The sequence below is a fragment of the Actinomadura parmotrematis genome (assembly GCF_019458805.1).
GTDB lineage: Bacteria > Actinomycetota > Actinomycetes > Streptosporangiales > Streptosporangiaceae > Spirillospora > Spirillospora parmotrematis.
Window position 1 is genome coordinate 438025 of sequence record NZ_JAIBOA010000003.1, and the last position, 25364, is coordinate 463388.

Below are 25364 nucleotides of genomic sequence, written 5' to 3' on the forward strand. Positions count from 1 at the left end.
CACCCGGGGTATCCACGCCCCGAATAGCAGGGATGCACGGCGACGGGGAGTCTCCTGGCTCCCGGATCGACGCTCGCCCCGGCCTTCCCGCTCGCACGGTGGCCTTCGCTGGGGTCCGCTCCCCGGTGACAGTGGCGGGACCGCGCCGGATTCGCACCGGCTTCCTCCCTGATGTCGCCACCGTCCACCCTACCGACGCGCCCGCCGGCGTCCACCCGCCGCGCGCGAGCCGGGGTCAGCGCTCGGACGGCGGGCCGGGCGGGCCGGCGGCGAGCTGGGCGTCCATCGCGCCGCGCAGGTCGGTCAGGAACGTCTCGAACCGTTCGAGCAGGTCGGGGGCGTAGGCCGCCATGACCGTGTCCACCCGGTCGGCGAGGGGGCCGAAGAACTCGTCCGCCAGGCGCTGGACGTGCGCGCTGCTGTGCAGGGTGACGACGCGGCGGTCGGTGTGCTCGCGGGCGCGGACGACGTGCCCGGCCTGCTCCAGGCGGTTGAGCAGGGCGGTGGTGGCGCCCGACGTCAGGGCGATGCGCTCGCTGAGCCGGGCCGGGGACAGCGGGACGCCCCGCTCCTCGGCGCCGAGGATCTCGATGAGGGCCTCGGCGTCGGTGGAGTGCAGGCCCAGCCAGGCCGCGAACCGGCGGCTGAACTCCCGGTAGTTGGCGCCGTAGCCGCGCAGGCTCTCCAGCAGCCGCTCGTACTGCGGCCGGAGCGGCTCGCTCATGCGGTCCTCGCCCTTCCTGCTCCCGGTGTCGCCGTCGGTTGACAACCTACCGCCCACGAAATAGCTTCACGATAAAGCTACTTCACTGTGGAGGTATTCATGGGCGAGGCGTCGACCGTCCGCCGCTGGCTCGGCCTCATCGCCATCGCGCTCGGGGTGGCGCTGATCGTGGTCGACACCACGATCGTCAACGTGATCATCCCCTCGGTCATCGAGGATCTGGACGCGGGCTCCACGCAGGCGCAGTGGATCCAGGAGTCCTACGCCATCGTGTTCGCGGCGCTGCTGCTGGTCGTCGGACGGGTCGCCGACATCGTCGGGGCGCGCCGCGTCTTCGCCGCCGGCGTCGTGGTGTTCGGCGCGACCAGCGTCCTCGCCGGGCTCGCGCCCGGCGGCGGCCTCCTCATCGCGGCCCGCTTCCTGCAAGGCGCGGGCGCGGCGATGCTGCTGCCGACCTCGCTGTCGCTGCTGAACGCCAACTTCACCGGCAAGGCCCGCGGCCAGGCGTTCGCGGTCTGGGGCTCGACCATCGGCGCCGCCGCCGCGCTCGGGCCGCTGCTGGGCGGCTGGCTCGCCGAGCACGCCTCCTGGCGGTGGGCGTTCGGCATCAACGTGCCGCTCGCGGTCGTCATCCTCGCCGGCGTCCTCGCCTGGATCGCGCCCTCGCCCCGCACCGGCGGGCGCGTCGACGCCCTCGGCGCGGTCCTGTCGGTGGCCGGCCTCGGGCTGCTGGCCTTCGGGCTGGTCGAGGGGCGCACCTACGGCTGGATCACGACCGTCCGCCCCCTGGAGATCGGCGGGTTCACCTGGGACGGCGACCCCTCGCCCGTCCTCGCCGCCCTGATCGGCGCGGCGGTCGCGCTGGCCGCGTTCGCCTGGCGCCAGGCGGCGCTGCGCCGCGGCCCGGACCCGGACAAGGCGCTGATGGACCTCGGCCTGTTCTCGCGGGCGTCGTTCCGCAACGGCAACATCGCCACCCTCATCATCGGGCTCGGCGAGTTCGGGATCGTGGCCGTGCTGCCGCTGTGGTTGCAGTTCACGCTCGGCTACAGCGCCCTCCAGGCGGGCCTCGCGCTGCTCCCGGTCGCCGTCGGCAGCTTCATCGCCAGCGGCGCGAGCTTCGGCATGGCGGGCAAGGCGTCGGCGCTGTCGATGCTCCGCCTCGGCCTCCTCCTGGAGGCCGCCGGGCTCGGCGCGCTCGGCCTGTTCGCCGCCACGGACAGCCCGTGGTGGTCGATCGCGCTGATCCTCTGCGTGTACGGCGCGGGCGTCGGGTTCGCGACGGCGCAGGTCACCAACGTGGTCCTCGACGGCATCCCGGAGAGCAGCAGCGGGCAGGCGTCCGGCATCCAGAGCACGTTCCGCCAGCTCGGCTCCGCCCTCGGCATCGCGGTCCTGACCACGGTGTTCTTCACCACCCTCGGCTCCCGGGCGCACGACGAGATCAGGAGCGCGGGCGCGACGGCGGCCCAGGCCGGCGAGTACAGCCACGCCATCACCGACAGCGCGGGCGCGGCCATCGAGGGCTTCGCGGCCCGCCCGCAGACCCGCGAGGTCGCCGAAGCCGGCCGCACCGCGATGACCGACGGCATCACCCTGGGCGGCTACCTCGCCGCGGGCTTCGTCCTGCTCGGCCTGCTCGCCACCGCCCTGATCCCCAAGCCCGAGCACGAGGACCAGGACGCGCCCACGTCACCCACCGCACACGTATGACCCCTGGCGCGGTCGGGGCCACCCCCTGGCCCCGGCCGCCGGGCGGCGCCCAAGGGGCGACCACCCGCACCGCCTCAACGGCCCGGGGCCGGCCCCGGACCGCCGTGGACGCCCCAAGCCAACCGATCGAGTCACCTCAGCGGCCCGGCGGGGACGCTCCAAGGCAACCGACGAGCCACCTCAGCCGCCCAGCGGGGGGCGCCCCAGGACAACCGGCCGGGCCGCCTCGGCGGGTCGGCCGGTCCCGCACGCCGAAAAACGCCCGCATGCCCGCGCCGAGAACGACGCGCCGCCCCCCAGGAGGCCGATCGCGCCACCGCCACCGCTGCCGCCCCGTCCCCACCTGTGACCCCTTGGTCACCGCTCGTTGACTTGCGGCGTGTTGCGCTATTGGAACGATCCAAGGAGGCAACACGCCGCAAGTCAACGATGAGTGACCAGAGGGTCATGCCGGGGCGGTCTAGAGAAGGACGTGCCGTGCCGCGATGAGCGGCCGGGTCGGACGGGAGGGGCGGGGGCGGTGCGTTGGACTGCGGCCGCCAGACCGTTGAATCCTTCTGGTACTTGCTCGGTGCCCGGTCGGGGACGCGGGCGGCGGCCGTTCGCCGGCCGGGCCGTCGGCGCGGCGTCCTAGAGCGGGTCGGCGTCCCACCCGTCTTCGGTGCAGCGCTCGCAGACGCGCTGCCCGGCCTGCCACCGGTCGGCCGTGACCCAGTGGCCGCACTCGCCGACGACCTGGCCGGGCCGCCCAGGGATCTCGCTGCCCGGCACCGGCTGGACGGCGGTCTTGGGGCCGTCCCGTAGCATCGCCCACACCACCACGGGCGCCTCGCGGTATGTCGCGGACACCTCGTAGAAGGTGCCGTCCGCCCCGGCGGTGGTCTCGATCCGCTCGGCGAGGAAGGCGCTCCATGCGGTGAGGGCGGCCATGACCTCGCCGGCCTGCTCGTCATCGCCGTCGGCCAGGGACCTGCGGAAGATCTGCCCGTTCAGCTCGCCGTCCTCGTCGTCGGCGATGGTCCATTCGGCGGCGGGGAGGTCGTGCTCCAGCAGTTGCGCGAGCGCGAGCACGGCGGTGCGCTGCTGCCCGCGCGGGGAGTCGTCGTGGGGGAGTTCGGGCGTCATGGCCGGTACTTCCTTCCTGGTCGCCGGCCATTGTGGCCGCCGTCCCAGGATCGTGCAGTGCCGCAGCCCTGGCGCGGTTGGGCGATGCGGCTCAGGGGGGCCGACTCGTCCCTCGCATGTGCGATGGGCCCCGTCCTCGTCCCGCGCGTCGAAGTGGTCCGCGCGGTCGGTCGGGGACGGCCTGGTGGGCTAGGGATCGGTCGGGGTGCGCCTTGTGGTGGTGCGTCAGGCGAGGTCGAGGGCGCCGGTCTTGATGCGCTTGGCGAGCGCGCTCCAGGCGGCCCCCTTGAGCGCGAGCCTCGGCCCGTCGGGGTCGACCGAATCGCGTACAGCCACGTACTCGGGCAAAGAGGCGACCTCTACGCACGTGTCGGCGTTCTGGCTCCTGCTGCTCTTGCGCCAACCGACATCGGCCGGATCGTGTGGAGCGGACATGGAAGGACCCGGTGGGCTCGGGATCGGTCGGGATGCGCCTTGTGGTGGTGTGTCAGGCGAGGTCGAGGGCGCCGGTCTTGATGCGCTCGGCGAGCGCGCTCCAGGCGGCCCCCTTGAGCGCGAGCCTCGGCCCCTCGGGGTCCTTGGAGTCGCGTACCGCGACGACGGACGCCAGGTCGGCGACCTCGACGCATTCGCCGCCCTGGTGCGCGCTGCGGCTGGACTTGCGCCACTGGGCCTCGAGGGCGGGGGCGAGGTCGGCGACCTCGACGCAGTCGCCACCCGAGTGCCCGCTACGGCTGGACTTGCGCCACTGGATGATCGTCGGGTCGAGCGTTGCCATGTTCACCGTGGTCACAGCTCCTTCAAGATCGACTCGATCAGCGTCGGCGACTCGGTGACGGTGAGCGCGTGGTCACCGATCAAGTCATAGCGTACGAGAAAGTCCTTCACCTGGTGCGGCGCCTGGAAGAGCATTCCGGAGCCCGTCGCCTCCACGTAGGCAACGTGGGCCATGCTCTCCTGGAAGCCGAGGATGGTGAAGCTTCCTTCGAGTCCCTCGTAGTAGCCGCTGCCCTGCGGGACGACGCGCAGGGACACGAAGGGGTTGCGGCTCGCGTCGAGCAGGTGCCGGAGCTGGCCGCGCATGACCTCCCTCCCGCCGATCGTGTCGCGCAGCACCCGCTCGTCCAGGGTGAGCCAGACGTGCTCCAGCCCCTCGCGGGTGAGGACCTTCTGCCGGTCGAGGCGCTTGGCGAGCAGCGCGTCCGCGTTGGCCGGGTTGCTCGCCTCCAGGACGGCCCGCGCGTAGTCCTCGGTCTGGAACAGGCCGTTGACCAGCAGTGCGCTGAACACGCGCAGCGTCGTCGCGTGCCCCTCGTGGTCCACGTACTGGGCGAAGCCGGGCGGGAGCACCGTCATGAGGTCGACCTCGGCGGCCAGCTCGCAGAGCATCGTGAACTTCTCGCCGGTGCCGAAGTGGGTGTCGAGGTCGATGGCGCTCGCCTCGGAGAGCTTGCGGCCGTTCTCCAGGGTGCTGACCCAGCCGTCCGAGCACCCGAGGGTGCGGGCGAGCTCGTTCTGCGTCACGCCGGCTGCCTCGCGCAGGCGCCGGAGCTCGGCGCCGAAGCGGACGCGGGCGGGGTTCTCGGTGGTCGTCACAGCGATCTCCTTCGGGGGTTGTCCGGGCGGCGGGTGAAGTGGATCTGCCGCCCGGTCGGGTGGGGGTGCTGCCCGGTCTCTTCCGGAGCCCGGGCACTGACTGTGACTCTGTCTGCACTTTGGGTCAGAAGTCGAGTAGGGGAATTTCAGATGGCGGCACACATCGCTCATCCCGATGACCAGGCGCTCATGCGGCTGCGCGCGGAGTTCACGGGTCACCGCATCTGGCGGTCCGTCCGGTCGGACGGGCTGCTCGGCGACTGGTGCGCGACGCTCCACGACCCGGCCGCCGGCGTCGAGCCGACCGTGATCCGGGACGACGCCGCCGCGCTGCGCGCCGCGCTCGTCCGCGAGGCGGCCACGCGGTCCGCCTCCGGGAGTCACGCGTGAGGCGGCGCGCCCGGCCGCCTGCCGAACACCGCCCGCCCGGTTCTCCGCGGGTGACCGCTCGGCCCTGCGCGTGCTTCGGTGAAGCGGTGCAGGCCGTCCGCCGCCGAGAGTCAGGCGAGCGCCGCTCGTTCGGTTCATGCCTCGCGGTCACCATGTGTCTTTCGCGCCTTGGCGGAGCGGTGCAGGTGGTCTGCGGGCGAAAGGCCGGTGGGCGTCGCATGAAGCGGGACGCCCGGCCGCCCGTCTTCGTTCGCTTCCATACGGCGCGGTTGGAGCGGGAGCTGCGCCGCCGGGGGTGGCCCGTCGAGCGTCGCCCGGACGGTTCGCTGCGGGTGTCCGTCCCGCAGCTCGCGCCGCTCGGCGAAACGGTGTGGACGGCCGCCGACCCCACCGGCTGGTGGTTCCACTCCTCGGCGGGCGGCCGGTTGGCGCGGTGCAGGCGGCCGAAGGACGCCGCCGCGCAGGTCTGCGGGCTGCTGTCGGCCTGCGCGGCGCTCGCCGTCGTCCCGCATCCTCCGGAGTGACGCCGGAGGCGCGGCGGCGGGCCGTCCTACGCGATCTGCACGCCGCCTTCCCAGGTGCGGTGTGCTGGTGGGGGAGCCACACCCGGCGGTGGTGGGCGTGGCTCCCGGGCGGGCCGCTCGGGAGCCTGCTGGAAGCGCCCACCCCCGAAGAACTCGCCGCCCTCCTCGCCCGCTCCGGGGCGGAAAACCGTTGGCTCGGGCGGTCCGGGGCGGGTTAGCGTGCGCGGCATGGCAGAGGTGCAGGGTCACTGTGAAGCTCGCTTCGAGAAGGTGGCCGAGGCGCTCGCGGCCTCGCTGGACGCCGACGACGTGGGCGCGTCGGCGGCCGTGTACGTCGACGGTGAGCCCGTCGTGGACATCTGGGGCGGCCACACCGACGCCGCCCGCACCACCCCCTGGCAGCGCGACACGATCACGGGTGTCTGGTCCACGACCAAGGTGATGACGGCGCTCTGCGCGCTGGTCCTCGCTGATCGCGGCGACCTCGACCTGGACGCGCCCGTCGCCCGCTACTGGCCCGAGTTCGCGGCGGCCGGCAAGGACGGCGTCCTCGTCCGGCACCTCCTCGGCCACACCGCCGGCCTGCCCGACTGGGACGGCCCCGTCACCGCCGAGGAGCTGTACGACCGGCCCGCCGTCACCGCCCGCCTCGCCGCGCAGGCCCCGCAGTGGGCACCGGGTACGGCGGGCGGCTACCACTCCGTCACCTTCGGGTTCCTGATCGGCGAGGTCGTGCGCCGCGTCACCGGCCGCGGCGTCGGCGCGTTCTTCGCCGACGAGATCGCCGGGCCGCTCGGCGCCGACTTCCACATCACCCTGCCGCCCGAGCACGACGACCGCGTCGCCCCGCTGATCCCCGACCCGAAGGGCGACAAGCCGGACGGCTTCCTCGTTGGGGTCGCGGACGCCGCCACCCCGCAGTGGCGGCGCGCCGAGCTGCCCGCCATCGGCGGCTACGGCAACGCCCGATCCGTCGCCCTCGTGCAGTCGGCGCTGGCCTGCGGCGGCGAGGCCGGCGGCGTCCGGCTGCTGTCGGAGGCCGGCGCGGCGCGCATCTTCGAGGAGCAGTTCAGCGGCACGGACCGCGTCCTCGGCATCCCCGTCCGCTGGGGCCTCGGCTACCGCCTGGAGGGCGCCACCGCGTCCTGGGGCGGCTGGGGCGGCTCGGTGGTCCTCGTCGATCCCGGCAACCGCATGACCGTCTCGTACGTGATGAACCAGGTGCTCTGGGACGACGGCTACGCCCGCGGCCTCGGCGTCGTCATGGCCGCCTACGAGTCCCTCACCGCCTGACCGTCCCCGCCGTCCCGTCCTCGCGGTGCGAGGACGGGACGGCGGGGACGGCCGCTCAGGCGAAGATCTCGTCGGCGCGCACCGCGTTGGCGGCGCGGACGAGCCAGTCGCGGAGCTGCTCAAGGTCGTCGCACTCGACGACGCGCTTTCGCTGCTCGGCGGAGAGCCGTACGTCGCGCGCCTCCAACACGTTGAGAAGCACGCTGAGCGCGCCGCTCACCTGGCCGGCGCGGTAGTACTTCCTGGCGAAGTAGCTGTCGAAGGGATGGTCGACGCGGGTCGTGGAGTCCTCCCCGTCGCGCGTCACGCGAAGAGCTCGTCGGCGCAGATCGCCCTGGCGGCGCGGCCGAGCCAGTCGTCGAGCTGTTCGAGGTCCTCGCATTCGACGATGCGCTTGCGCTCGTCGGCGGAAAGCTGCACATCGCGGCTTTCGAGGACCTTGAGCAGGCAGCGAATCGCACGGTTCACCTCGCCGGCGCCGTAGTGCTTCTTGGCGAAGTTGCTGTTGACGGGCCAGTCGACGCGAGCCATGAGAGCCTCCAGTGTCCTCTGAGTGGAGCGGTCGATGATGCCGAATGCGTGTTCAAGATATCGCTTACGGTCACCATCGGGTAGGGAGTCCAACCCCTGCATGTAGGCGCGGTCGACCTCCTCGTCGGCGCCGTGGGCCATGACCGACAGGGTGGCCAGCGAGGGGTCGGCGGCCACCGATTCCGGGTCGGTGATGGCGGGGATCTGGTCGGGGCCCGCGATGCACAGGCTCAGCGTCGTGGTGAGCGCGCCGGCGGTGAGGGAGACCGACGCCGGGAACTCGCCGGCGCGCGGGTCGGGCGAGAAGATCACGACGTGCACGGGCGCCTCGTGCCGGACCCACAGCGTGGCGGCGTAGCGGAGGCACTGCCGGAGCTTGCGGTGCGACAGCCGGGACTCGACCTCGCAGACGAACAGGCGGTGCGGCTGGTGCTGCGGGCCCTGCACGATGAGGGTGTCGGCCTGCCGGTCGGCCGAGACGCGGTTGTTGATCTCTCCGGTGGCGACGCTGAGCTCGCCCGGACCCTCCAGGTCCAGTCCGGCGACGGTGCGCAGCGCCCACAGGGCGAGCTTGGGACTCTCCCTGATGATCACGTTGATCGTGTCGTGTTGTTGTCCTGGCATGCGCTGGACGTTAGGGACGTTCGCCGACCGCGTCCGGTGAACGTCCGTGAACCATCCGATGCTCCTGGCCTGCGGGTTTGCGAGAAAAAGGGGTCCGCCCAGAGGAGTACCGACGTCCGCCTGGGCGGCCCGAGGGGACGTCGCGTGGGCGGGGGTGGTTCTGCGGATGGTCCAGGGTGACGATGAGGGGGATGGTCAGCGGTCATCTAGGATTCCCGCCTGTGTCCCCTTCGTCCCGTTCCGGTCCGGACGCCTGCCCTGGCGCGCTGCGCGTGCACCGGGCGGCGGACGGCGGGCTCGCGCGCGTGCGGCTGCCCGGTGGGGTGCTGCGCGCGGAAGGGTTGGCCGCGCTCGCGGACGCGGCGGCCGAGTGGGGCGACGGCCATCTGGAGCTCACCTCGCGCGGGAACGTGCAGCTCAGAGGGCTCCCGGACGGCGTCGAGGCGGAGCTCGCCGCGCGCCTGCGGGATGGCGGGCTGTTGCCGTCGGCGACGCACGAGACCGTCCGCAACATCGTCGCGAGCCCCCTCAGCGGGCGGGACGGCCGCGGGTTGATCGACGTCCGCCCGCTCACCAGAGCGTTGGACGCGGCGCTCTGCGCCGATCCCGCGCTCGCCGCGCTCTCCGGCCGCTTCCTGTTCGCGCTGGACGACGGACGCGGCGATGTTGTCGCCCTCCGCGCGGACGCCGCCCTCCTTGCGGTCGCGGAAGACGTATTCGCGCTGGTCGTCGCAGGACGCGACAGCGGCGTGCGGGTATCGCCCGAGGGCGCCGAAAAAGCGCTGCTCGACGTAGCCCGCGCGTTTCTGCGCGCGCGCGGAAGCGAGTGGCGGATCAAAGAGCTGGACGACCCGGTCGCCGCCCTCGCCCCCCACCTGCCGCCCCCGACAGCGGATCCCAGAGACGTCCCGCGCGCCCCCGCCCGCCCCGACATCGGCCCGGTGCGGCAGCTCGACGGACGGACGGCGCTCTGCGCCCTCGTCCCGCTCGGGCGCCTCGACCCCGCGCCGCTGCGCGGCCGCGCCGAGGTCGTCGTCACCCCCTGGCGGACCCTGGCGATTCCCGACTTGGCGGACGTGTCAGACTCTTTCGGCCTGGTCGCCGACCCCGCGTCCGGCTGGGCCGGGCTCACCGCCTGCGCCGGCCGGCCCGGCTGCGCGAAGGCGCTCACCGACGTCCGCGCGGACGCGGCGCGCACGCGAACGGACGGCGCGGAAGACGGCGCCCTGCCCGTGCACTGGTCCGGGTGCGAGCGGCAGTGCGGGCGCCCGGCGGCGGCGCACGTGGCGGTGGTGGCCACCGAGGACGGCTACGAGGTGCGGCGCGGCGGCGAGGTCCGCGCGCGCGGCCATGACCTGGCGGCGACGGCGGCGTCCGTCGCCCGGCAACGGAGGAACCAGTGACCCACGACGTCGGGGCCGGCGGCGCGCCCGAGCACGCCGGGATCGATCCCGCCGCGATCGAGTACGTGCGGGACGGCGCGGAGATCTACCGGCGCTCGTTCGCGACGATCCGGGCCGAGGCCGACCTCGCCGGCCTGCCCGCGGACGTCGCCCGCGTCGCCGTCCGCATGATCCACGCCTGCGGGATGACCGACCTGGTCCGCGACCTCGACCACGCGCCCGGCGTCGTCGAGGCAGCCCGCGAGGCGCTGCTGCGCGGCGCCCCGATCCTCTGCGACGCCAAGATGGTCGCCGCCGGCATCACCCGACGGCGCCTGCCCGCCGACAACGAGGTCGTCTGCACCCTGGACGACCCCCGCGTGCCGTCGATCGCCGACCTCATCGGCAACACCCGCAGCGCCGCCGCCCTCGACCTGTGGGGCGACCGCCTGGACGGCGCGGTCGTCGCGATCGGCAACGCGCCGACGGCGCTGTTCCGGCTGCTGGAGCTGGTCGCGCTCGGCGCGCCGCCGCCCGCCGCCGTGATCGGCGTGCCGGTCGGGTTCATCGGGGCCGCCGAGTCCAAGGAGGCGCTCGCCGCGTCCGACCTGCCGCACCTGGTGGTGCGCGGCCGGCGCGGCGGCAGCGCGATGACGGCGGCCGCCGTGAACGCCATCGCGAGCGAGGAGGAGTGACGGTGACCGGACACCTGCACGGCGTCGGGCTCGGCCCCGGCGACCCCGAGCTGATCACGCTGAAGGCGGCCCGGCTGATCGAGGCCGCCGACGTGGTCGTGTTCCACGCGGCCCGGCACGGCCGCAGCATCGCCCGCTCGATCGCGGCCGCGCACCTGCGCGACGGCCAGATCGAGGAGCCGCTGATCTACCCGGTCACCACCGAGGACACCGGCGACTACCGCGCGGTCATGGAGGGGTTCTACGACCGGTGCGCCGAGCGCCTCGCCGCGCACCTGGACGCGGGCCGCGACGTCGTCGTGCTCGCCGAGGGCGACCCGTTCTTCTACGGCTCCTACATGCACCTGCACAAGCGCCTCGCCGCCCGCTACCCGACCGAGGTCGTGCCGGGCGTGACGTCGGTGAGCGGCGCGTCCGCCGAACTCGGCCGCCCCCTCGTGGAGCGCGACGAGGTCCTCACCGTCCTGCCCGGCACGCTCGCCCCGGAACGCCTCGCCGAGCGCCTCACCGCCACCGACTCCGCCGCCGTCCTCAAGCTCGGCCGCACCTTCGGCCGCGTCCGCGACGCCCTGGAGGAGGCGGGTCGTCTGGACGATGCCTGGTACGTCGAGCGCGCCACCACCGCCGGCCAGCGCATGCTGCCGCTGAAAGACGTGGATCCCGGCACCGTCCCCTACTTCTCGGTCGCGGTGCTGCCGAGCCGCGTCCACGAGCAGACCCGGCGCGCGCTGCCGGAAAAGCCGCGCGAGCCGAAGGGAGAGGTCGTCGTCGTGGGACTCGGCCCGGCCGGGCGCGAGTGGCTCACCCCCCAGGCGCAGGACGCGCTCGCCGCCGCCGACGACCTCATCGGTTACGGCCCCTACCTGGACCGCGTCCCCGCGAACGCCCGCCAGACCCGCTATCCGTCGGGCAACACCGTCGAGGCCGACCGCGCCGAGCACGCCCTCGCGCTCGCCGAGCAGGGCCGCCGCGTCGCGGTCGTGTCGTCGGGCGACCCGGGCGTGTTCGCGATGGCGGCGGCCGTGCTGGAGGCGGCCGCGGACGAGCGCTGGCGGGACGTGCCGGTCCGCGTGCTGCCGGGACTCACCGCCGCGCAGGCGGTGGCGTCGCGGGTCGGCGCGCCGCTCGGCCACGACTACTGCGTGGTCTCGCTGTCGGACCGGCTGAAGCCCTGGAAGGTGATCGCCGGGCGGCTCGCCGCCGCCGCGACCGCCGACCTCGTCGTCGCGATCTACAACCCGGCGTCGCGGACCCGCACCACGCAGGTCGCCGAGGCCCGCGACATCCTGCTCAAGCACCGCCGCCCCGGCACCCCCGTCGTGATCGGCCGGGACGTCGGCGGCCCCGCCGAGGACGTCAAGGTCGTCCGCCTCGCCGACCTCGACCCCGCCGACGTGGACATGCGGACGCTGCTCATCGTCGGCTCGTCGCAGACCAAGGCGGTCGGCGGCCGCGTCTTCACGCCCCGCCGATACCCAGGGTGAGGCGGGCGAGCGCCTCGTCGACGGTCGCGGCCGGGACGACGCCGGGCGGCAGCGGCGGCCGGTCCACCATGACGACCGGGATCCCGAGTTCGCGCGCCGCGTCCAGCTTGGCCGACGTCAGCCCGCCGCCGCTGTCCTTGGTGACGAGCGTGTCGATGCGGTGCTCCCGCATCAGCGCGAGCTCCTCGTCCAGCGTGAACGGTCCGCGCTCCAGCACCTCGTGCGCGCGCGGGGGGAGCGGCGGCTCGGGCGGGTCGACCGACCGGATCAGGTACCAGCGGGACGCGTCGCCCGCGAACGGCGCGAGGTCCTTGCGGCCGGTCGTGAGGAAGACGCGCTCGCCGGGCAGCGCGGCGGCCGCCGCCTCCAGCGTCGGGACGCGCCGCCAGTCGTCGCCGGGCCCCTCCGTCCAGCCGGGACGCCGCAGCACGACCAGCGGCAGCCCCACCGACCCGGCCGCGACGACGGCGGCGTCCGTCATCACCGCCGCGAACGGGTGCGTCGCGTCGACCACCGCGTCGATCCGCTCGGTCCGCAGCCACTCGGCCAGCCCGGCGGCGCCGCCGAACCCGCCGATCCGCACCTGCCCGGCGGGCAGCGCCGGGCGCGCGACGCGCCCGGCCAGCGAGGAGGTCACGTCGAAGCCGGGGTCGGCGTCCAGCAGCGCGGCGAGCCGCCGCGCCTCGCCGGTGCCGCCCAGCAGCAGTACTCGCCAGGTCACGGGAGGATTCTAGGAGGGTGAGCGAACTCCGCTACGGCTGGACCACCGGCGCCTGCGCGACGGCGGCGACGAAGGCCGCCCACACCGCGCTGCTGACCGGCGAGTTCCCCGACCCGGTCGAGATCGTGCTGCCGCGCGGGCAGCGCCCCGCGTTCGCGCTCGCCGTCGAGGAACTCGCGGACGGCGCGGCGACGGCGGGCATCGTCAAGGACGCCGGCGACGACCCCGACGTGACTCACGGCGCGCTCGTCCGTTCCACCGTCCGCCCCGGCCCGCCCGGCTCGGGCGTGGTGTTCCGCGCCGGGCCGGGCGTCGGAACCGTCACCAAGCCGGGCCTGCCCCTGGACGTCGGCGAGCCCGCCATCAACCCGGTGCCGCGCGCCATGATGCGCGAGGTGCTCGGGGGCGCCGACGTCGTCGTGGAGATCTCCGTGGACGGCGGGGAGGAGCTCGCCCGCCGCACCTGGAACCCGCGGCTCGGCATCCTCGGCGGCCTGTCGATCCTCGGCACGACCGGCGTCGTCGTGCCGTACTCGTGCTCGGCGTGGATCGACAGCATCCGGCGCGGCATCGACGTCGCCCGCGCCGCCGGGTACGCGCACGTCGCGGGCGCGACCGGCAGCACGTCGGAGCGGGTCGCGGCCGAGCTGTACGGGCTGCCCGAGGACGCGCTGCTCGACATGGGCGACTTCGCGGGCGCCGTCCTGAAGTACCTGCGCCGCCACCCCGTCCCGCGCCTCACGATCGCGGGCGGCATCGGCAAGCTCGCCAAGCTCGCCGACGGGCACCTGGACCTGCACTCCAAGCGCTCCCAGGTGGACTTCGCCGCCCTCGCGTCGCTCCTCCGGGACGCCCCCGACGTCGCCGAGCGCGTCCGGGGCGCCAACACCGCCCTCGACGCGCTGCGCATCAGCCAGGCCGCCGGGCAGCCCCTCGGCGACCTCGTCGCCGCGCGCGCCCGCGACGTCGCCCTGCACACCCTGCGCGGCGCGCCCGTCGCGGTCGACGTCGTCGTCATCGACCGCGCCGGCGCCGTCGTCGGCCGGGCTGGGCCGTGACGGGCCGCCTGCTCGCGCTCGCGGCGGGGACGTTCGCGCTCGGGGTGGACGCGTTCGTGACGGCCGGGCTCGTCGGGCCGATCGCGCGCGACCTGGACGTGACGCCCGCCGCCGCTGGGCAGCTCGTCACCGTGTTCGCGCTCTGCTTCGCGGTGCTGTCGCCGGTGCTCGCCGCGCTGACCGGGCGGTTCGCGCGGCGGCCGGTGCTGCTCGCCGCGCTCGCGGTGTTCACGGCCGGCAACGTCGTCACCGCGCTCGCGCCGGCCTACGCGGCGGTGCTGGCGTCCCGCGCGATCGCGGCGGCGGGCGCGGCGCTCTACGCGCCGAGCGCGGTCGCGACCGGCGCGGCGCTCGCGGCGCCCGAGCGGCGCGGCCGGGCGATGGCGACGGTCGTCGCCGGGCTGACCGTCGCGACCGCGCTCGGCGTGCCCGCCGGGTCCTGGCTCGGCGGCGCGGCGGGCTGGCGCGCCGTGCTGTGGCTCGTCGCCGGGCTCGGCGCCGCCGCGTTCGCGGGCGTCGCGCTGCTGGTCCCGGACGTGCGGCTGCCTGCGGGCGGCGGGCTGCGCGAGCGGTTCGCCCCGCTCGCCGACCGGCGCGTGGCGGCGTCGTTCGCGCTGGTCGTCCTGCTGTTCGGCGGCTTCTACGTCCTCTACACCTACCTCGGCCCGCTGCTCGCCCCGGCGACCGGCGGGAGTCAGGGACGCCTCGCGGTCGCGCTCTGGCTGTTCGGAACGGTGTCGATCGCCGCGAACCTGGCCGGAGGACGCCTCGCTGACTCCCGCGAGCCGCAGCGCACACGGCTGCTCGCCCTCGCGGGGTTCGTCGCGGTCGTCGCGCTGGCCCCGCTCGCCCGGCACGGCTACCCGGCCGCCCTGATGTGGACGGCAGCGTTCGGCGTGCCGGGCTGGCTGATGTACGCCTCGCACCTGCGGCTGCTCACCGCCCTCGTCCCGGACGCGACGCCGCTGCTGGTCGGCCTCAACTCCTCGGCGCAGTACTTCGGCATGGGCCTCGGCGGCGCGGCCGGCGGCCTCGTCCTGGACGGCCCCGGCCCCGCCGCGCTCGGCTGGACGGCCGCCGTCCTCGCCCTCGGCGCCCTCCTGCTCGCCCGCCCCGCGACGCGGACCGGTTAAACCGGTTCGGGTCTAGGCTGGGGCCATGGTCCGATTCCGCGCGGGCGCCGGGCGCCCGAGCCTCGACTTCGTCCGCACCCTCCGCCACCGCGACACCCCGCACATCGTGGAAGACCTCTCCGACGCCGCCGCGCTGGCCGCCTGGGTGACCCAGTTCGGCCCCTGCCGCGCCGCCCCCGCCGACGCCGCCCCCGCCACCCGCGTGGGCGCTGCGCGCGAGCTCCGCGAGGCGGTGTTCGACCTGGTCAGCGCTGGAGTGGGCGGCTACCCGCCGATGAGCGGCGCGCGCGAGCGCGTCAACGAGGCGGCCGCCCGGCCCGTCCCCGCCCCCTACCTGGCGGGCGACGGCGGCCTGGAGTGGGCCGCCGCCGACCCCGTCGCCGCGACCCTGTCGCTGGTCGCCCGCGACGCCCTCGACCTCGTCGCGACCGGCGCCGTCGCGCGCGTCCGCGTCTGCGCGGGCGAGGGCTGCGCCGCCCTGTTCTACGACGGGTCGCGCCCCGGCACCCGCCGCTGGTGCTCGATGGATACCTGCGGCAACCGCGCCAAGAAGCAGACGCTCCGCGCCAAGGCGGGCGCCTAGCGGCGTGGACGGCGGCGGAACGGGCGCCTATCCTCGTCGATACATAGTCAACTAATTGAGTATCGAGGTGGGTCATGCACCCGTTCCGCAAGGCCGTCGAGGCCCGCGACACCGCCGCGCTGGAGGCGCTGCTCGCCGACGACGTCGTCTTCACCAGCCCGGTCGCGTTCAAGCCCTACCCGGGCAAGCCGATCACCGCCGCGATCCTGCGCCACGTCATCGAGGTGTTCGAGGACTTCCGCTACGTCCGGGAGATCGGCGCGGACGGCGCCGCCGACCACGCGCTGGTCTTCACCGCCCGCGTCGGCGGCAAGGAGATCACCGGCTGCGACTTCCTGCACACCCGCCCCGACGGCCTGGTCGACGACCTCATGGTCATGGTCCGGCCGCTGTCGGGCGCGCAGGCCCTCGCCGAGGCCATGGGCGCCCGCTTCGACCGGATCGCCGCCGAGGCCGCCGGGGCCGAGGCCGCGCGGGACGCCTAGCGGGACAGGGCACGGGTGATGCCGGTGAGCGTCGTCGTCGCGAGGATCCAGCCCGCCAGGATCAGCACGTACGACAGGAGCTGGTAGCCGCCGTGCGGCTTGAACGCGCCCTGCTGCCCGAGGTCGATGATCGGCAGCAGCAGGTCCAGGGTGTAGAAGAACGCGCTGAAGTAGGGCGCCTCGCCCGGCTTCAGCGGCGCCGGATGGTGCAGCGCGTAGACCGCCGTGCCCGCCGCGAGCAGCGCGATCAGCCAGGCCGCCGCGCGCAGCGGCCGGAAGCCGTAGCCGACGGTGACGTCCTGCAGCAGGCCCCAGATCCGCGCGTACCACGGCAGCGTCGCGCGATGCCGGCGCTGCCTGGCGAGCTGGACGGCGCGCGCCGCCGCGTCGTCGCCCACCCGCCGGTAGGACGCGGCGAGCTGCTCGTAGGCGTGCGGGACGTGGCCCTCCTCGTCGCGCCGCAGCAGCGCGAGCCGCTCGTCCGCGGGCAGCCGCGGGTTCAGCGACGTGTACTCCAGGCCGTCCAGCCGCACGGTCTCGGGCCAGGCGTCCGGACGCGCGTTCAGCACCTCGATGCGCGCCCGGCGCAGGTTGACGACGCCCTCGATCCGCTCGGCGGGCCGGAGCCACAGCTCGCCGATAGTGCTGCTGCTGGCGCGCAGCGCGACGCCGCCGGGGTTGCTCAGCCGGGCCCCCGCGAACCCGACCTGGCCCGGGACGCGGGCGCCGCGCAGCTCGACCCGGCCGGTGATCCGGGCCCCCTCGGCGCGCAGGTTGGCGCCGACGCCGATGTTCTCGGCGGTCAGCGCGCACTGCCCCGGGGCGGTCAGCACCGCGTCCCGCAGGTCGATCTCACCGCTCACCGTCGCGCCGTCCATGTGCAGCTCGCCATGCGTGACGAGGCCCTGCGCGCACACGTCGTCGTCGATGAACGCCTGGTCGAGCCTCAGCGAGCCGATGTCGGCGCGCTCGCAGAACAGCGCGTTGCCGAGTTTGGCGCCGCCAAGAGTCACCGCGCCCGCCACAGTGCAGTCGGTGAGCCGCAGGACGCCCTCCACCTGGAGGGTCGCGGCGGGCAGCTCCGGCAGCGTCGACCGGCTGAGGTTGAGCTGCCGCAGCCGCGCGCCGTAGAGGGCGGGCGGCTCGTCGAAGTGGCAGTCGGCCAGCACGACCGGATGCTCGATCCGCGCGTACCGCAGGTCCAGCGCGCCGCTGACGCGGGCGCCGAGCACCCGGAGCGCCGCGACCTCGCCGTCGTCGGCGGTCCCGGCGAGCAGGACGCGGCGCAGCACGGACGCCCGCAGCGTCCGCTCGGGCCCCGCGCCGGCGTCCGCGGCGTCCCCGGCCACCCGGAAGTCGACGTACGCGCCGCTGGGGAAGGCCCGCAGGACGCGCCGCTCGGCGGGGGACAGGCCGGGGATCTCCATGTCCGGGATGGTACGGAACGCGGCGTCAGTTGGCGTCGGACATGACCAGGTACCGGCCGCCGCCGAGGCCGAGGTAGGTCTCGTGGACGTGCTCGTCGGGCTCGGGGCAGGGCCACGAGCCCGCCCGGTAGAGCTTCCAGCGGCGCGGGCCGACGGTGGCGACCTCGGTGAGGCGGCCGTCGCGCTCGGCCTCGGCGCGGGTCACGACGTGAGTCACACCGGGCTGCGTTTCGTCGTCGCGGTAGTAGCGCGCGCCGCAGTACTGGAAATGCTCGGGCGCCGACAGCGGCGACCAGACGCCCCACACGCCGCGGTCCACGACCGCGAGGCACGCGAGCAGGACCGCGATCAGGGCGAGGAAGGGGAGGAGCCAGCGATGCGCCGTCACCCGCGTGATCTTAGGGGGGTCGCCCCGCCGTGCGGTGCCCGGAGCGGGCACCGCACGGCGCTGGAGCGGGTTACTCGACGATGCCGGAGGCCGAGACGACGATCTCGACGTCGGTCTGGCCGGACCGCGAGCCGTGCGACTCGATCTTCTTGACCAGGTCGGCGCCCTTCACGACCTCGCCGAACACGACGTGCTTGCCGTCGAGCCACGGGGTCGGGACGGTGGTGACGAAGAACTGCGACCCGTTGGTGTTCGGACCGGCGTTGGCCATGGACAGCAGGTTCGCGCGGTCGTGCTTCAGGGTGAAGTTCTCGTCGGCGAACTTCTCGCCGTAGATGCTCTTGCCGCCGGTGCCGTTGCCCCGGGTGAAGTCGCCGCCCTGGAGCATGAACTCGGGGATGACCCGGTGGAAGGGGGAGCCGGCGAAGCCGAAGCCGTGCTCGCCGGTGGCGAGCTCGCGGAAGTTCCGCGCCGTCTTCGGGACGACGTCGTCGTACAGGGCGAACTCGATCCGCCCGGCCGGCTCGCCGTCGATCGTGATGTCGAAGTAGACGTTGGATGCCATGCGTCGATCCTGCCATGCCCGGCGAGCGGTCCCCCGGTTCCCCCTCGTCGCGGGCATGGCAGGCCGTTCCTCCGGCGCCGCGGCTCAGAAGGTCGGGCGGACGTTGATGGCGTCCATGTACCAGGCGGCGTTCACGCCCGCGGTGAGGCGGGTGTCGTCCAGCTTGATCCCGGACGCCTGGTTGCGGATCGCCACGAAGATCGCCAGCGTGTGGCCGGGCGGGTAGGACCGCTGGGTGGTGACGGTGCCCGTCCACAGCGACCACGGCGGGAACGCCTCGGAGTCGATCCACGCCTCGGGGTTGGACGTGCCGGTGCTGCTCAGGATCCCCGCGGTGGTCTCCTGGGGGACCGCGTCCGCCCACGAGCTGTAGACCTCCACGTGCAGGAGCTGGTGGAGCTGCACGTTGCACGCCGAGCTACCCGGCTCGTTGTCGGTGTCGACGAAGAACCGGCTGATCTGCGGGACGAGGTCCACGTCGATGATCAGGTTGCGCAGGGCGGGCGGCGTGTACAGCACCATGTAGCCGTTCCGCCAGCTCATCGCGCACGAGTCGTTGTCGTCGGTCGCGCGCTGCCGGAACTGGATGTGGTTGCCGGCGCGGTTGGTCACGGTGTCGAAGTAGGTGTCGGCGTTCCAGACCGAGAAGTTGCTCTGGTCCGTCGAGTACCAGGTCGGCCCCGGATCCCAGCTGCCGTTGTAGTCGACCTTGGCGTCGCTCGGGACGGGCGCGCGGCGCTCGCCCGGCCGCCGGGCCAGGTCGAGCGCCCCCGCCGTCTGCGGCGCGGCGGCCCGCTCGGCCTCGGCGGCGAACGCCGCGCGGAGCCGGTCGAGCGCGACGAGGTCGACGCCGAGCTCGGCGGCGCGGGCGCGCTGCGCCGCGTACCGGGCGAGCCGGTCCTCGATCGGCGCGTCCTCGGGCAGCCGCCGCGCGGCCGCGCTCTCGGCGAGCGCGGCGTCGATCTCGGGCGGGACGATGTGGCGCCGCTCGGCCGCGAAGCGCGCGGCGACGAGCGCGCCGGCCTTCGCGGTCCGCTCGGCGTCCGCGCGGTCCTGCGCCGCCTGGACCTCGCGCAGGTGCTCGATGGCCTCGGGCGGGACGGTGGTCTCGGTGACCGTCATGGTGTGCCCCCGTTCTGGTCGGTGTGCTGTGGTCCCAGTCTCGGAACCGGCCGCCGGGGGCACATCGGTGACGGCTACCGAGTTACGCGGGCGGCGCGGCGTCCTCTCGGCAGCGGGCCGCCGAGTACAGGTGGCTGTCGGTGAACCCGGACGCCCCCAGCACCGCCCCGACGATGATGACGGCGGTACGGCGGATCCCCGCCGCGCGCACCTGTGCGGCGATATCGGCGAGGGTGCCGCGCAGCACCACCTCGTCGGGACGGCTCGCGTAGGCGACGACGGCCGCCGGGCAGTCCGCGCCGTAGTGGGGGACGAGCTCGTCCACCACCTCGCCGATGCGCTGGACGGCGAGGTGCAGCACCATCGTGGCGCGGCTCGCGCCGAGCGTCGCGAGGTCCTCGCCGGGAGGCATCGCGGTCGCGCGCGCCGCCGTCCGCGTCAGGATGACCGTCTGGCCGACTTCGGGGACCGTCAGTTCCCGCGACAGCGCTGCGGCGGCGGCCGCGAAGGCGGGGACGCCGGGAGTCACGCGGTAGGGGACGCCCGCCGCGTCCAGGCGCCGCATCTGCTCGGCCATCGCGCTGAATACGGACGGGTCGCCGGAGTGCAGGCGCGCCACGTCCTGCCCGGCCCGGTGCGCCTCCACCATGGCGGCGACGATGTCGTCCAGCACCATGTTCGCGGTGTCGACCAGCGCGGCGCCGGGCGGGCACCAGGACAGCACCTCGGCGGGCACGAGGCTGCCCGCGTACAGGCAGACCGGGCTGGCCGCGATGAGGTCGCGGCCGCGCACCGTGATCAGGTCGGCGGCGCCGGGCCCGGCGCCGATGAAGTGCACCGTCACGGGCGGACCGCCGTCCACTGGGTCACCGGCATCATCGCCCTCCATCCCGTGAACCCGCCGACCGGCGCCGCACGGTTGATCGCAATGCGGGCGAGGTCGCCGCCGAGCCGGTCCCGGGCGGCCGCGACGGCCTGCTCGGACTCGACCGTGACGGCGTTCGCCACCAGCCGCCCGCCGGGCCGCAGCGCGTCCCAGCAGGCGTCCACCAGGCCGGGGGCGGTGACGCCGCCCCCGACGAAGACCGCGTCCGGCGCCGGCAGCCCTTCGAGGGCCTCCGGCGCGCGGCCGCGCACGACCTCCAGGCCGGGAACGCCGAGCGCGGCGGCGTTCAGCCCGATCCGCTCGGCCCGCGCCGGGACCGCCTCGACGGCGACCGCGCGGCAGGACGGGTGCGCCCGCATCCACTCGATGCCGATGCTGCCCGCGCCGCCGCCGACGTCCCACAGCAGCTCGCCGGGGCGCGGCCCGAGCGCCGCCAGCGTGACCGCGCGGATCTCCCGCTTGGTGAGCTGCCCGTCGCTGCCGTAGACCTCGTCGGGCAGGCCGGGGACGGCGGGCAGGCCCGCGTCCGGGCCGCAGCGCACCGCGACGATGTTGAGCGGATCGGGGTCGGCGCGCAGCGGTCCGACCCGCTCGTCGGCCGCGCCGAGCCTCTCCAGCAGCGTCAGCTCGGCGCCGTCGCCCGCCAGGTCCGCGACGCGCGCGGGCGTCGAGGCGTCCGCGCTCAGCACCAGGATGCGGCGGCCGGGCGCGAGGGCCGCGCGCAGCGCCTCGGGCGGCCGCCCGACGGCGCTGACGATCGCGGTGTCCTCCAGCGGCCAGCCGAGGCGGGCGCAGGCCAGCGACGCCGAGGACGGGTGCGGCAGCACGCGGACGCGGTCCGCGCCGAGCAGCCGGACGAGCGTCCCGCCGATCCCGAAGAACAGCGGATCGCCGCTCGCCAGCACCGCGACGCGCCGGTCCCGGTGGGCGGCGAACAGCGCCGGCAGGGCGGGCAGCATCGGCGACGGCCACGGCGCCCGCTCCCCGGGCACCTCCGGCGGCAGCAGGCCGAGCTGCCGCCGCCCGCCGAAGATCACCTCGGCGGAGCGCAGCGCGTCCCGGCCGGTCCCGGCGAGGCCGGGCCAGCCGTCCGCGCCGATCCCGACGACGGTGACCGGCCCTGCTGCGGGCGGGGCGTCAGACACTGCCGATGACCCGGTCGATCGTGATCTCGATGACGACGCGCTCGGGGTTCGGGCGCGGCTCGCGGTACCGCTCGGCGTAGCGGCGCTCGGCGTCCGCGACGGCCGCCGGGTCGTCCAGCACCCGCGCCCGGCCCTCCAGCGACGCCCAGCGGCGCCCGTCCACCTGCGCCACCGCGACCGGGCCGCCCGCCGCGGCGTTCCGCGCCTTCACCGTGCCGCGCGAGGTGATCACCCGGGCGACGCCGGCGGCCGGGTCGAGGGTCGCGCCCACCGGCACCACGTGCGGGGTGCCGTCCGGGCGGAGCGTGGTGAGCAGGCAGAGGTGCCGCTCCCGCCAGAACGCCGCGAGCCGCTCGTCGTCGACGGGGAGCCGGTGGTCCACCCGTTCCGGTCGCTGCATATCGCCCTCTCTCCGGAGTTATCCACAGCAGGATCGCAGACCCGAAAAGCGGTGGTGGACACCGATACCATGGAAGGGCGAACGGTTCGCGGCAGCTCAGCGGGGTCAAGAGGGGGTACGCGTCGTGCGTACGGCAGAGGTCAAGCGGCGTTTCCTGGCGCACTTCGAGGAGCGCGGCCACACGGTGGTCGCCAGCGCGCCCCTGCCCGCCGACGACCCGACGCTGCTGTTCGTCAACGCCGGCATGGTGCCGTTCAAGCCCTACATGCTCGGCCAGGTCAGCGCCCCCTACAAGCGCGCCACCAGCGTCCAGAAGTGCATCCGCACCCTCGACATCGACGAGGTCGGCAAGACCACCCGGCACGGCACGTTCTTCCAGATGAACGGCAACTTCTCCTTCGGGGACTACTTCAAGGAGGACGCGATCCGGTTCGCCTGGGACCTGCTCACCCGGTCCCAGGACGCCGGCGGCTACGGCCTGGACCCGCAGCGCCTCTGGGCGACGGTCTATCTCGACGACGACGAGGCGTACGGCCTCTGGCGCGACGTGATCGGCGTCCCCGAGGAGCGCATCGTCCGCCGCGGCATGGCCGACAATTACTGGTCGATGGGCGTCCCCGGCCCCTGCGGCCCCTGCTCGGAGATCTTCTACGACCGCGGCCCGGCCTACGGCCGCGAGGGCGGCCCCGAGGTCGACGAGGACCGCTACATGGAGGTCTGGAACCTCGTCTTCATGCAGTACGAGCGGGGCGAGGGCACCGGCAAGGCCGACTTCCCGATCCTCGGCGAGCTGCCCGCCAAGAACATCGACACCGGCATGGGCCTGGAGCGCATGGCGGCGATCCTGCAGGGCGTCGACAACCTCTACGAGATCGACGAGACCCGGCCCATCCTGAACGCCGCGGCCCGCCTCACCGGCAAGATCTACGGCGAGCACTCGGGGCAGTCCGCCGCCGAGTCGCACCCCGACGACGTCCGCCTGCGCGTCGTCGCCGACCACGTCCGCACCGCCCTCATGCTGATCAGCGACGGCGTGACGCCCGCCAACGAGGGCCGCGGCTACGTGCTGCGCCGCATCCTGCGCCGCTCGGTGCGCGCGATGCGGCTGCTCGGCTACGACGCGCCGGTGCTGCCCGAGCTGCTGCCCGTCGCCCGCGACGCGATGGCGCCGTCCTACCCCGAGGTCGCCCGCGACTTCGAGCGGATCTCCTCCTACGCCTACGGCGAGGAGGAGGCGTTCCGCACCACCCTGCGCCAGGGCAGCCAGATCCTCGACCAGGCGCTCGACACCACCCTCCGGGCCGGCGAGGGCGGCAGCCTCGCGGCGTCCACCGCCTTCCAGCTCCACGACACCTACGGCTTCCCCATCGACCTCACCGTCGAGATCGCCGGCGAGCGCGGCCTCGACGTCGACGTCGACGGCTTCCGCGAGCTGATGAGCGAGCAGAAGCGCCGCGCCAAGGCCGACTCCCAGGCCAAGAAGACCGGCCACGCCGACACCGGCCTGTTCCGCTCGGTCCTCGACGCCAACGGCCCCACCGACTGGCTCGCCTACGAGACCCTGGAGACCGACTCCACCGTCCTGGCGATCTTCCGGGACGGCGGGCCGGTGAACGCCGCCCGCGACGGCGAGATCGTCCAGGTCGTGCTGGACCGCACCCCCTTCTACGCCGAGTCCGGCGGCCAGGACAGCGACGCCGGCGAGATCACCGCGCCGAGCGTCACCGCCGAGGTGCTGGACGTGCAGCGGCCCGTCAAGGGCCTCGTCGTCCACCAGGTCCGCGTCACCGGCGGCGAGCTCGGCGTCGGCCAGCCCGTGCACGCCCGCGTCGACCACGAGTGGCGCACCGGCGCCCGGCAGGCCCACTCCGGCACCCACGTCGTGCACGCCGCGCTCCGCGAGGTGCTCGGCCCGGCGGCGCTCCAGTCCGGCTCCTACAACCGGCCCGGCTACCTGCGCCTGGACTTCGCCTGGCGCGGCGCGCTGTCGCCCGAGACCCGCAGCGAGGTCGAGGAGGCCGCCAACGTCGCGGTCCGCCGCGACCTGCCCGTCGACGTCCGCTACATGCCGCTGCCCGAGGCCCGCGACATCGGCGCGCTCGCCCTGTTCGGCGAGACCTACGACGAGAACGTCCGCGTCGTTGAGATCGGCGGCGCCTGGTCGCGGGAGCTGTGCGGCGGCACGCACGTCGCGCACTCCTCGCAGATCGGCTCCGTCGCGATCACCGGCGAGTCCTCGGTCGGCGCGGGGCACCGCCGCGTCGAGGCCGTCACCGGCCTGGAGGGCTTCCGCTACCTGGCCCGCGAGCGCGACCTCGTCAGCCAGATCGCCGAGCAGCTCAACGCGCCCCGCGACGAGCTGCCCGCCCGCATCACCGCGCTCGTCGAGCGCGCCAAGAAGGCCGAGCGGGAGGCGCAGCGGCTCCGCGACGAGATCACCGCCGGGCAGGCCGGCAAGCTCGCCGAGGACGCCCGCGACATCGACGGCATCGCCTACATCGCCACGACCACGGACGGTGACGCCCGCGGGCTCGCCAGCCGCATCCGCGACGGCGTCCCGGGCGGCCGCCCCGCCGTCATCGCGGTCGTCGGCACGTCCGGTTTCGTCGTCACCACCAACCCGGCGGCGCGCGAGCGCGGCCTGTCCGCCGCCGACCTCGTGCGCTCCGCGCTGGAGGGCAAGGGCGGCGGCAGCCCCGAGATGGCGCAGGGCAAGGCCCCGGCGGACGCCGCCGCCGCGCTGGACCGCGTGGCGGCCCTCATCCCCTCCCGGCTCGGCTGATCGGGGCGGACGGACCGCAGACCCTTCCTTGAGATCCTTCAGGGCGGGCACCGGGAAACCGGTGCCCGCCCTTTGCGTTCCAGGGGGCCGGGCAGCACACGGCGGGTGGTTACATTCTGTGAGTTCGGAGACCGCCGCTGATGCCGTCCGGTGAGGCGAGGGGGAGATCGGCAGAATGAAACAGGGCACGCTGATACAGGACCCCCGGTCCACGTTCCCGACCCGTCCGCAACCCATCATCACCTGGGCCGACCCGGCCCAGCACCCCGCGACCCCCCACCACCCTTCCACCGAGACGCAACCCCCACCCGAGCCGACCCCGCACACGACGGATCCGTACGCGACGGCCCCGCCCGCACCCGGACCCTACGTACCCGACCCTTACGCGCCGGGCCTCCGCGAGTCCGGCCCCCGCTCGTCCGGCCCCCGCACCCTCGGCCCCTGCGTATCCGCTCCCCGCACCCCCGGCTCGCACACGACCGGCCCGCACACGGCCAACTCGCACGCGCCCGGCTCGCACACGACCGGCCCGCACACGGCCAACTCGCACGCGCCCGGCTCGCACGCGTCCGGCCCGCACACGGCCAA

General features: G+C 74.6%; 26 protein-coding genes, 1 pseudogene and 1 riboswitch. Of the genes and pseudogenes, 12 read left to right on the forward strand and 15 right to left on the reverse strand.

Going from position 1 to position 25364, the window contains the following annotated elements:
* Nucleotides 1-48: 48 nt before the first annotated feature.
* A riboswitch (cobalamin riboswitch) is annotated at nt 49-166 on the reverse strand.
* Nucleotides 167-235: 69 nt separating this feature from the next.
* Nucleotides 236-724: a MarR family winged helix-turn-helix transcriptional regulator gene (locus tag K1Y72_RS07130; protein ID WP_220164409.1), complete on the reverse strand. Its 489-nt coding sequence runs from the start codon at nt 722-724 to the stop codon at nt 236-238.
* Between the two features lie 99 nt (nt 725-823).
* On the opposite strand from K1Y72_RS07130, the gene K1Y72_RS07135 reads away from it, so the two are divergent.
* Nucleotides 824-2437, forward strand: coding sequence for a DHA2 family efflux MFS transporter permease subunit (locus K1Y72_RS07135; RefSeq protein ID WP_220164412.1), 1614 nt, complete (start codon nt 824-826; stop codon nt 2435-2437).
* A 630-nt stretch (nt 2438-3067) separates the two neighbouring features.
* Here the strand turns inward: K1Y72_RS07135 and K1Y72_RS07140 are convergent.
* From K1Y72_RS07140 to K1Y72_RS07155, 4 genes are all read right to left on the reverse strand, one after another.
* Complete coding sequence (locus K1Y72_RS07140; RefSeq protein WP_220164414.1) at nt 3068-3562, reverse strand: hypothetical protein; 495 nt, start codon at nt 3560-3562, stop codon at nt 3068-3070.
* Nucleotides 3563-3787: 225 nt separating this feature from the next.
* Nucleotides 3788-3997 (reverse strand): DUF397 domain-containing protein, encoded by a 210-nt coding sequence (locus tag K1Y72_RS07145; protein WP_220164416.1) that lies wholly within the window; start codon nt 3995-3997, stop codon nt 3788-3790.
* 52 nt (nt 3998-4049) lie between these two features.
* Nucleotides 4050-4340 carry a DUF397 domain-containing protein gene (locus K1Y72_RS07150; RefSeq protein ID WP_220164523.1) on the reverse strand — a complete coding sequence of 97 codons (291 nt, stop codon included), beginning with the start codon at nt 4338-4340 and terminating at the stop codon, nt 4050-4052.
* Nucleotides 4341-4351: 11 nt separating this feature from the next.
* Entirely contained in the window at nt 4352-5158 is an 807-nt protein-coding gene (locus tag K1Y72_RS07155; RefSeq protein ID WP_220164418.1) for a helix-turn-helix domain-containing protein, read from the reverse strand.
* A 150-nt stretch (nt 5159-5308) separates the two neighbouring features.
* Between K1Y72_RS07155 and K1Y72_RS07160 the strand changes: the two genes are divergently transcribed.
* The 3 genes from K1Y72_RS07160 to K1Y72_RS07170 all read left to right on the forward strand — a co-directional run bounded on the left by K1Y72_RS07160 (nt 5309) and on the right by K1Y72_RS07170 (nt 7365).
* Nucleotides 5309-5548, forward strand: coding sequence for a hypothetical protein (locus tag K1Y72_RS07160; protein ID WP_220164421.1), 240 nt, complete (start codon nt 5309-5311; stop codon nt 5546-5548).
* A 332-nt stretch (nt 5549-5880) separates the two neighbouring features.
* A complete protein-coding gene (locus tag K1Y72_RS07165; protein ID WP_220164423.1) occupies nt 5881-6072 on the forward strand; it encodes a hypothetical protein in 192 nt (63 codons plus the stop codon).
* Between the two features lie 228 nt (nt 6073-6300).
* On the forward strand, nt 6301-7365 hold the full coding sequence (locus tag K1Y72_RS07170; RefSeq protein WP_220164425.1) for a serine hydrolase domain-containing protein: 1065 nt from the start codon (nt 6301-6303) through the stop codon (nt 7363-7365).
* 55 nt (nt 7366-7420) lie between these two features.
* Here K1Y72_RS07170 and K1Y72_RS07175 read toward each other — a convergent pair whose 3' ends face one another.
* Both K1Y72_RS07175 and K1Y72_RS07180 read right to left on the reverse strand, forming a co-directional pair.
* Nucleotides 7421-7672, reverse strand: a complete 252-nt coding sequence (locus K1Y72_RS07175; protein WP_220164427.1) for a hypothetical protein — start codon at nt 7670-7672, stop codon at nt 7421-7423.
* Nucleotides 7669-8520, reverse strand: coding sequence for a hypothetical protein (locus K1Y72_RS07180; protein WP_220164429.1), 852 nt, complete (start codon nt 8518-8520; stop codon nt 7669-7671). Before K1Y72_RS07180 ends, K1Y72_RS07175 begins: the two co-directional genes overlap by 4 nt.
* 221 nt (nt 8521-8741) lie before the next feature.
* Here K1Y72_RS07180 and cobG point away from each other — a divergent pair, with 221 nt between their 5' ends.
* From cobG to K1Y72_RS07195, 3 genes are read left to right on the forward strand one after another with little or no spacing between them, the layout of a single operon-like run.
* Nucleotides 8742-9923, forward strand: a complete 1182-nt coding sequence (gene cobG / locus K1Y72_RS07185; RefSeq protein ID WP_220164431.1) for a precorrin-3B synthase — start codon at nt 8742-8744, stop codon at nt 9921-9923.
* 41 nt (nt 9924-9964) lie between these two features.
* Nucleotides 9965-10597 carry a precorrin-8X methylmutase gene (locus K1Y72_RS07190; protein WP_220164526.1) on the forward strand — a complete coding sequence of 211 codons (633 nt, stop codon included), beginning with the start codon at nt 9965-9967 and terminating at the stop codon, nt 10595-10597.
* 2 nt (nt 10598-10599) lie between these two features.
* Nucleotides 10600-12081 carry a precorrin-2 C(20)-methyltransferase gene (locus tag K1Y72_RS07195; RefSeq protein WP_220164433.1) on the forward strand — a complete coding sequence of 494 codons (1482 nt, stop codon included), beginning with the start codon at nt 10600-10602 and terminating at the stop codon, nt 12079-12081.
* On the opposite strand, the gene K1Y72_RS07200 is transcribed toward K1Y72_RS07195, so the two are convergent.
* Nucleotides 12056-12802 (reverse strand): cobalt-precorrin-6A reductase, encoded by a 747-nt coding sequence (locus tag K1Y72_RS07200; protein WP_308286939.1) that lies wholly within the window; start codon nt 12800-12802, stop codon nt 12056-12058. The two genes, K1Y72_RS07195 and K1Y72_RS07200, sit on opposite strands and share 26 nt — an antisense overlap.
* A gap of 14 nt (nt 12803-12816) precedes the next feature.
* Here K1Y72_RS07200 and K1Y72_RS07205 point away from each other — a divergent pair.
* The 4 genes and pseudogenes from K1Y72_RS07205 to K1Y72_RS07220 all read left to right on the forward strand — a co-directional run.
* A pseudogene (locus K1Y72_RS07205) lies at nt 12817-13860 on the forward strand (cobalt-precorrin-5B (C(1))-methyltransferase); the annotation flags it as partial.
* The gene (locus K1Y72_RS07210; protein ID WP_220164437.1) at nt 13857-14993 is read left to right on the forward strand and encodes an MFS transporter; all 1137 of its coding nucleotides are present in this window, start codon (nt 13857-13859) and stop codon (nt 14991-14993) included. The pseudogene K1Y72_RS07205 and the gene K1Y72_RS07210, both read left to right, overlap by 4 nt.
* A gap of 25 nt (nt 14994-15018) precedes the next feature.
* Nucleotides 15019-15576, forward strand: a complete 558-nt coding sequence (locus K1Y72_RS36005; protein ID WP_258572004.1) for a CGNR zinc finger domain-containing protein — start codon at nt 15019-15021, stop codon at nt 15574-15576.
* Nucleotides 15577-15650: 74 nt separating this feature from the next.
* Complete coding sequence (locus tag K1Y72_RS07220; protein WP_220164439.1) at nt 15651-16061, forward strand: nuclear transport factor 2 family protein; 411 nt, start codon at nt 15651-15653, stop codon at nt 16059-16061.
* On the opposite strand, the gene K1Y72_RS36010 is transcribed toward K1Y72_RS07220, so the two are convergent.
* From K1Y72_RS36010 to K1Y72_RS07255, 7 genes are all read right to left on the reverse strand, one after another.
* On the reverse strand, nt 16058-17488 hold the full coding sequence (locus K1Y72_RS36010; RefSeq protein WP_258572005.1) for a hypothetical protein: 1431 nt from the start codon (nt 17486-17488) through the stop codon (nt 16058-16060). The genes K1Y72_RS07220 and K1Y72_RS36010 overlap by 4 nt on opposite strands.
* Before the next feature lie 25 nt (nt 17489-17513).
* A complete protein-coding gene (locus K1Y72_RS07230) occupies nt 17514-17876 on the reverse strand; it encodes a hypothetical protein (RefSeq protein WP_220164441.1) in 363 nt (120 codons plus the stop codon).
* A gap of 70 nt (nt 17877-17946) precedes the next feature.
* Complete coding sequence (locus K1Y72_RS07235; RefSeq protein WP_220164443.1) at nt 17947-18441, reverse strand: peptidylprolyl isomerase; 495 nt, start codon at nt 18439-18441, stop codon at nt 17947-17949.
* An 84-nt stretch (nt 18442-18525) separates the two neighbouring features.
* Complete coding sequence (locus tag K1Y72_RS07240; protein ID WP_220164445.1) at nt 18526-19563, reverse strand: hypothetical protein; 1038 nt, start codon at nt 19561-19563, stop codon at nt 18526-18528.
* A gap of 82 nt (nt 19564-19645) precedes the next feature.
* A complete protein-coding gene (gene cobM, locus K1Y72_RS07245; protein ID WP_220164447.1) occupies nt 19646-20407 on the reverse strand; it encodes a precorrin-4 C(11)-methyltransferase in 762 nt (253 codons plus the stop codon).
* Nucleotides 20404-21594 carry a precorrin-6y C5,15-methyltransferase (decarboxylating) subunit CbiE gene (gene cbiE / locus K1Y72_RS07250; RefSeq protein WP_220164449.1) on the reverse strand — a complete coding sequence of 397 codons (1191 nt, stop codon included), beginning with the start codon at nt 21592-21594 and terminating at the stop codon, nt 20404-20406. Before cbiE ends, cobM begins: the two co-directional genes overlap by 4 nt.
* Nucleotides 21587-21994 (reverse strand): pyridoxamine 5'-phosphate oxidase family protein, encoded by a 408-nt coding sequence (locus K1Y72_RS07255; protein WP_220164451.1) that lies wholly within the window; start codon nt 21992-21994, stop codon nt 21587-21589. The genes cbiE and K1Y72_RS07255 overlap by 8 nt, the downstream gene beginning before the upstream one ends.
* 124 nt (nt 21995-22118) lie before the next feature.
* Here K1Y72_RS07255 and alaS point away from each other — a divergent pair, with 124 nt between their 5' ends.
* A complete protein-coding gene (gene alaS, locus K1Y72_RS07260; protein ID WP_220164453.1) occupies nt 22119-24776 on the forward strand; it encodes an alanine--tRNA ligase in 2658 nt (885 codons plus the stop codon).
* The last annotated feature ends 588 nt before the right edge of the window (nt 24777-25364 follow it).

What these genes read in the sequence shown, in the direction of transcription:
- K1Y72_RS07150 (WP_220164523.1), bottom strand. Translation starts at nt 4,340, where the DNA reads ATGGCAACGCTCGACCCGACGATCATCCAGTGGCGCAAGTCCAGCCGT.
- K1Y72_RS07135 (WP_220164412.1), top strand. Translation starts at nt 824, where the DNA reads ATGGGCGAGGCGTCGACCGTCCGCCGCTGGCTCGGCCTCATCGCCATC.
- K1Y72_RS07160 (WP_220164421.1), top strand. Translation starts at nt 5,309, where the DNA reads ATGGCGGCACACATCGCTCATCCCGATGACCAGGCGCTCATGCGGCTG.
- K1Y72_RS36010 (WP_258572005.1), bottom strand. Translation starts at nt 17,488, where the DNA reads ATGGAGATCCCCGGCCTGTCCCCCGCCGAGCGGCGCGTCCTGCGGGCC.
- K1Y72_RS07170 (WP_220164425.1), top strand. Translation starts at nt 6,301, where the DNA reads ATGGCAGAGGTGCAGGGTCACTGTGAAGCTCGCTTCGAGAAGGTGGCC.
- K1Y72_RS07145 (WP_220164416.1), bottom strand. Translation starts at nt 3,997, where the DNA reads ATGTCCGCTCCACACGATCCGGCCGATGTCGGTTGGCGCAAGAGCAGC.
- K1Y72_RS07240 (WP_220164445.1), bottom strand. Translation starts at nt 19,563, where the DNA reads ATGACGGTCACCGAGACCACCGTCCCGCCCGAGGCCATCGAGCACCTG.
- K1Y72_RS07220 (WP_220164439.1), top strand. Translation starts at nt 15,651, where the DNA reads ATGCACCCGTTCCGCAAGGCCGTCGAGGCCCGCGACACCGCCGCGCTG.
- K1Y72_RS07140 (WP_220164414.1), bottom strand. Translation starts at nt 3,562, where the DNA reads ATGACGCCCGAACTCCCCCACGACGACTCCCCGCGCGGGCAGCAGCGC.
- K1Y72_RS07235 (WP_220164443.1), bottom strand. Translation starts at nt 18,441, where the DNA reads ATGGCATCCAACGTCTACTTCGACATCACGATCGACGGCGAGCCGGCC.
- K1Y72_RS36005 (WP_258572004.1), top strand. Translation starts at nt 15,019, where the DNA reads ATGGTCCGATTCCGCGCGGGCGCCGGGCGCCCGAGCCTCGACTTCGTC.
- K1Y72_RS07255 (WP_220164451.1), bottom strand. Translation starts at nt 21,994, where the DNA reads ATGCAGCGACCGGAACGGGTGGACCACCGGCTCCCCGTCGACGACGAG.
- K1Y72_RS07130 (WP_220164409.1), bottom strand. Translation starts at nt 724, where the DNA reads ATGAGCGAGCCGCTCCGGCCGCAGTACGAGCGGCTGCTGGAGAGCCTG.
- K1Y72_RS07180 (WP_220164429.1), bottom strand. Translation starts at nt 8,520, where the DNA reads ATGCCAGGACAACAACACGACACGATCAACGTGATCATCAGGGAGAGT.